The sequence below is a fragment of the Erysipelothrix aquatica genome (assembly GCF_009828775.2).
GTDB lineage: Bacteria > Bacillota_I > Bacilli_A > Erysipelotrichales > Erysipelotrichaceae > Erysipelothrix > Erysipelothrix aquatica.
Genome location: NZ_WTSY02000050.1, coordinates 1 through 5,608, shown reverse-complemented (window position 1 = coordinate 5,608; position 5,608 = coordinate 1). Strand labels below are relative to the sequence as shown.

The 5,608-nt window shown below is 32.9% G+C and carries 6 protein-coding genes; 1 reads left to right on the top strand and 5 read right to left on the bottom strand.

Translation table 11 applies throughout. From position 1 onward, the window contains the following. Window positions 1–88: 88 nt before the first annotated feature. From GVV20_RS10000 to GVV20_RS10705, 3 genes are all read right to left on the bottom strand, one after another. Complete coding sequence (locus GVV20_RS10000) at window positions 89–1,396, bottom strand: recombinase family protein (protein WP_159740515.1); 1,308 nt, start codon at window positions 1,394–1,396, stop codon at window positions 89–91. Window positions 1,397–1,414: 18 nt separating this feature from the next. After that, entirely contained in the window at window positions 1,415–1,852 is a 438-nt protein-coding gene (locus GVV20_RS09995; RefSeq protein ID WP_250690197.1) for a recombinase family protein, read from the bottom strand. Window positions 1,853–2,368: 516 nt separating this feature from the next. Next, complete coding sequence (locus tag GVV20_RS10705) at window positions 2,369–2,656, bottom strand: DinB/UmuC family translesion DNA polymerase (RefSeq protein WP_159740549.1); 288 nt, start codon at window positions 2,654–2,656, stop codon at window positions 2,369–2,371. Window positions 2,657–3,687: 1,031 nt separating this feature from the next. Between GVV20_RS10705 and GVV20_RS10645 the strand changes: the two genes are divergently transcribed. Then, entirely contained in the window at window positions 3,688–3,906 is a 219-nt protein-coding gene (locus GVV20_RS10645; RefSeq protein ID WP_159740517.1) for an integrase core domain-containing protein, read from the top strand. A gap of 142 nt (window positions 3,907–4,048) precedes the next feature. Here GVV20_RS10645 and GVV20_RS09990 read toward each other — a convergent pair whose 3' ends face one another. Together GVV20_RS09990 and GVV20_RS09985 are read right to left on the bottom strand one after the other, a co-directional pair. Beyond that, a complete protein-coding gene (locus GVV20_RS09990; RefSeq protein ID WP_159740518.1) occupies window positions 4,049–4,723 on the bottom strand; it encodes an ABC transporter ATP-binding protein in 675 nt (224 codons plus the stop codon). After that, window positions 4,723–5,608 (bottom strand): hypothetical protein (locus GVV20_RS09985; RefSeq protein ID WP_250690196.1); only part of this gene is annotated, 886 nt, incomplete at its 5' end. The genes GVV20_RS09985 and GVV20_RS09990, both read right to left, overlap by 1 nt.

Below are 5,608 nucleotides of genomic sequence, written 5' to 3'. Positions count from 1 at the left end.
CTGTAAATATGGACAGTAAATAGGAATAATCATAAACTTATTCATTTTTGTTCTCCTTGTAGTAGGTTCGTTTTAACTCAAGTAATTACTATTCCTCATTAAATACTACATGAATAATTTCACCTTTTTGCATATCTATTATAATTTTCAAAATATGTTTTTTAGAAAATCTGTGTCTTTCATCATCAGTCATAACACTCCACTTTTTAAATCTACCAAATAGTTCTCTTGCTTTTGCTTCTCCAAGTCTAATATTTTTACTTGGCCTATCTATTTCTTGACTGTAGTAGTCATTATCGATTAATCCAGATTCGTACAGTTCTGTTAATACACTTACCTTCGAGTCATACCATTTAAGAGTATTTATCATTTTCTTTAGTTCCCTCTTGTATTTACCGAAAATAAATTGGTCAACATATTGATTTAACTGATGCGTAATTTTTGATTGATTTACACGAAGTTTTTGAATAGGACAAACGTAATACAAGTATATACTATCTCCATTATTTTTTGTGGTTGATTTATGCTCAAGTTCCTCGTGTTCGCTTGAAAAACACTTACTGTGGTAAAGATATCTATATTGGTTTAAATGTGATCGAGAATCAAGAATCTTCTGTGTTTCTCTAAACATTTTTTCATTAATCAATGAAGGACTATGTTCTGTCACTATTTCATCTCGCACCTTGAACTCTCCAACATATATATGGTTCCTAAGCATCTTGAAAATCGTCTCTTCTGACCATTTTCTGTTTCCGGCTCTACGTGAAGACAATATCATTGTAATTGCTCGAATAGAATACTCTTTCGCCAAAACCATCGAGAATATTTCTCGAACAATTTTCGCTTCGGACTCATTAATCACTAATTTTCCGTCTATCTTATCGTATCCGTAAGGAGACCCTCTGAATACATAATTCCCCTTGCGAGCTGATCCGATTAATCCTTCAGTTGTTCTCTCAAATATATTTTCAAGCTCTAACTGAGCAATCGAAATAATTTGATTTGCAACAAATCGTCCAACTGAAGTTCTAGTGTCAATTTGCTCTGTTACACTAATTAGCCTGATTTTGTAATTCTCCACATACTCTAGAATAACTTGCAAATCTTTAACACTTCTTGTTAGTCGGTCTAATCTATATACTGCCAATGTTCCTACATTACCAGCAATGATTTCCTCGATAACTTCATTCATCATCGGTCTTTCAAGAGACTTACCCGAGCCTCCTCTTTCTTCAAATGTTAGAATAGGTACTGACTGAACAGGCATATCTGATAATTCCGAAGAATATAATCGTAAGTATTGCATGACTCTATCTATTTGCATTTCTAGACTGAATCCTTTATTTGCTTGTTCTTTTGTACTTACTCTCGCGTAAATCAAAATCTTTTTATTCATGATGTTCCTTTCATTCGTTTAACAATTATGTGTGTGTGCTTCATGGTCGTTTAAACTTACTACGACACTAACGAAATCAAGAAATATTTCCCCATATGAGTAATTACTATCTGTTTTATTTTTAATACTGATCAATCTAACTTTATGTTTCTTTATCGTTTTTACAACTTCATTCAGGTCTTTAATATTATTTGCAATATGTCGAATATCATCAACGATTAATATCTTGTAGTGGCCTTTTTCAATTTCATGAAGTAACTCCATCATTACTACTTTATTTAAAGTATTATCAACTGATTTCTCTTCGTATAAATATTCAAACTCGCAAATTCGTTCTAGTTCGTCAATTTCAAGGAAGCTCTTAATTCGTTCGTGGACATCTTCCCAACAATAGGTACCACTATCCTGAACTAGCCTCTTGTCAATGTAAATTACACCTTTCTTTTGGTTTTTCATAAGTCCCCCATATATTACACACTCTAGCAATTAGTCTAATTGCTTATCCATTGTAACATACCCCAATAGTTCTATATAATAACATATCAAAATATGTGCAAACTATATACAAAGTGACCAGGTATTTCTACAAAGTAACAAATAAATAGAAAAAGAGTTTCAATTCGATGTCCCTACAGGTACACCAAACCTAATACTCTCCCTTGTTTTTGAGAAATTCTTCTCGGAGTTTCTGTGAGCGTTTATCTTTTTTGTAAAGTATATCATTCTCTATAATATCATTATCAAGGTCATAATCCTTTTTGCGGCCTGGAAACACAGAATTACTATTTTTCGCATCCAAGTTTTCAGTCTCTTTATCCAATAATGCTGAAGCACGTTTAACAACATGAAAACCAAATCTCTATCGTAAGTCATCAATAGTTTTGTCAATTGTTAACTCTCTAGTCTTTTCTTGTTCGATTGAATTAAATAGATTAATCTGCTTTGGAATATTCACATCATCCACCAGCTTGCCTACATGAACCCCAATCGATCTAAGTGGCAGTACTGAAAAACATAATTATCCTCTAACAGTTCCATAGCCACTTTAAGAATTTCGGTTGAAATGTTAGTTGACTCTTGCAGTCTTCTTTGTCTGCTAAAGCTCTTCAAGTTTGTATCTCGTGGATAAATCGAAACCACACGACCTTTTTTCTGCTCATCTCTAAGCCTTGATGCTACACTCTCACAAAAGTGTTGTAAGATTACTCCAGCTTCTCTCAAAGAATTAATGTCGTTTGGTGGTGTTGTACTGTTTCCTATACTTTTGGGTGGAGCAACGTACCCATTTGCATCAACTACAGCACTTGTTCTAGTAAACTGAAATTGCTACACCTTGGTTGAGAAATGATAAAATCAAATCAAGGAGCAACTTATGAAAAATTATAGTAAAGAAACAAAAGATAAAATCATACGATTATAACTTAAAGAAGGACGAACGATTAAAAGCCTTACTCAAGAGTATCACCTTGGAGGTGGAACTCTATAATACTGGCTTAGAGAACTTCGCAAAGAATGCCAAAACAATCCTTATATAGAAGAAGTCACATTATCACTTGAAGAATCAAAACGGCTTATTTTGGAAATTAGAAAACTTAAAAAGGAAAATGAATTCTTAAAAAGTAGCGGCATTCTTTGCAAAGGAAATCGATTAAGTGAATATCAGTTTATTCAAGAACACGGTAAAAACCTAGGAGTTCGTTGGTTATGTCGTAAATTTAAAGCGAGTACGAATGCATATTACAATCATCTGAAACAGAGAAAAGCGCCATACTATGAGCAAAAAGCTAAAGTACAACGCTTTATTAGTTGATCATTCCATAGAAGTAACGGAACAATGGGAACTAAAATGATGACATTTTATTGTGCTAATCATGGATACTCCTACTCCCTTCCAACTATACGAAAATATGTGAAGGAACTTAATATATCATCAACTATTCGCCGTAAAAAGCAACCATTCAAGACAGGGAATCAACACAAGGTATTTCCGAATCTTGTGCAACAAAATTTTCATGCAACGAAACCAAATTGTGTTTGGTGTGTTGATTTTACTTATCTGTATTTAAGTAATGGAACACCTCGATATAATTGTACGATAATTGATGTTTATGATCGCAGAGTGGTTGCCTCTAAAATAGCACTTCGATTAATTCGCGTTTAGCTATTAATACGTTGCATAAAGCATTATTACGCTATTATCCAGATAAGGGATTAATTGTACATAGTGATCAAGGGAGTCAATTCACAAGTAAATTATTTAGTTCTGTAAGCAACGTTATATCCAACAAAGCATGAGTCGTTCGGGATGTCCATATGACAATGCAGTCATGGAGCGATACTTCAACACACTCAAACACGAATGTACGAACCATTATACATTTACTACAAAAGAAAGGATGGATGAGATTATGAATAAATTTGAGGAAGATTGGTATGATAGCCAACGCCCTCATACATATAATAATGTGTTAGCGCCAAATCAGTTCTATTCCAACTCAACCTTACTGTAGCAATTTACATTGACTAGAACATTATCAAAAAAAAGAAATCTAATGTCTATTTTTACTAAAGTAGCAGGGTGCTTCAATAACATTTCAAGGCCACAATATCTTTAGAGTATTATAATATTTGCCTTATAATTAGAGCTTTCTATCAATCAATTATTTGACCATCAAGCATGTTTACAATTCTATTACACTGGCTAGCAAGCTCCAAATTGTGAGTTACCATTAGAACTGATATCCCTTCAGAAACAAGTCCTTTTAGAAGATCAAATATTTCTTTAGAAGTTACTGAGTCTAGTGAACCAGTCGGCTCATCAGCGATTATCACTCTTGGCTCATTTACAATAGCTCTTATCAATGCAACTCTTTGCCTCTGGCCTCCAGATAAGTTTTTTACTTTTTTATCAACAATGCTCTCCAATCCTAGTTGATTTAAATACTTCAAAATTAGTTCTCTTTGCTCTCTTTTTGTTTTCCTTTGTGAAGAATATATTAAGGGTATTCTTATGTTATCAAAAACCGAATCATTTTCAACCAAAGAAAAATCCTGTGTTAAATATCCGAAAAATTCGTTACGAGCCTTTGCCTTATCTTTCTCACGGTACTCGACTATATTCTTCCCATCTATCACTATTTCACCTCTTGTTGGCTCCAGTATTAGGCCTAGTATATTAACAAGAGTTGTTTTCCCACACCCCGAAGGTCCAATAATTGCGACTATTTCCCCTTCTTCAATGTGGAAATCAATATTATTTACTGCAGTTAATGTATACTCACCGTCTGTATACTCTTTTCTAACGTTGTTCATTTCAACGATTTTCATTAGTAGTCACTCCTTAATTGACACGATACATCTTTCTTTGTAAACTTTTTTATAACAGGTATTGTAACCGCAATTTGTCCAATTACTAGGGCAATATACAAATACATTAGAGTCAATCTATTTGGAATTAGTCCTATGAATAACCTAGAAAGTATAAAGGATGGAATCAAGTATATGCACGAAACAAGTATTTCAATCCTCAAAATAATTTGAAAGTTCGTTGCACCATATAATTTACTGATAGCATATTCTCTGTTATTCGATCTCACAATATCATATATAATAATATATAGATTTAATAGGACAAATAGAAAAACAACTGAAAAATATGAAAATAAAACGATATCATTTACAAACAATTGAACAAATTTGTTTGTCTCGTTGATGTATTTTGGATAAACTACTCGTTTTTCACTATTTAAATACGAAATAACACTTTTTACATCCTCCTCACTTGAATCGTAGAGATGTAAATTATGTAATAGCTGTTGTTGTTGCTCATGGTCAAGATCCTTTATTGACTCACTATCACTGTTAACAATCACTATAGCATTCTGAAGATCAACACTCCCATTTCGACTATCAAAAAATTTTGAACCGTTAATAGCTGCTTCCCTGGGAATTTTCAATTTAGATAAATACTTATTTGCTGTTTCTTCACTTACATTTTCACCAAAGATTAATAAATCGGTATTTAGCACTTGATTATTGGCACCTAGATAGTCCCCAAAAAATTGTATTTCTGTAATTAAATTTTCATAATTTGTATACCATGAATAAGACTTATGCTGACCCAACACGTATGCAAGTCCATTTTTTGTAACATCTCCATCTTCCTCATCAATTATATTTGTTTTTTCTTGAGTCCGAATACCAATTATATTA

Excerpts from the sequence above, each read along its gene's own strand:
- GVV20_RS10000 (WP_159740515.1), bottom strand. The coding sequence starts at position 1,396 with ATGAATAAAAAGATTTTGATTTACGCGAGAGTAAGTACAAAAGAACAA.
- GVV20_RS09990 (WP_159740518.1), bottom strand. The coding sequence starts at position 4,723 with ATGAAAATCGTTGAAATGAACAACGTTAGAAAAGAGTATACAGACGGT.
- GVV20_RS10645 (WP_159740517.1), top strand. The coding sequence starts at position 3,688 with ATGAGTCGTTCGGGATGTCCATATGACAATGCAGTCATGGAGCGATAC.
- GVV20_RS09995 (WP_250690197.1), bottom strand. The coding sequence starts at position 1,852 with ATGAAAAACCAAAAGAAAGGTGTAATTTACATTGACAAGAGGCTAGTT.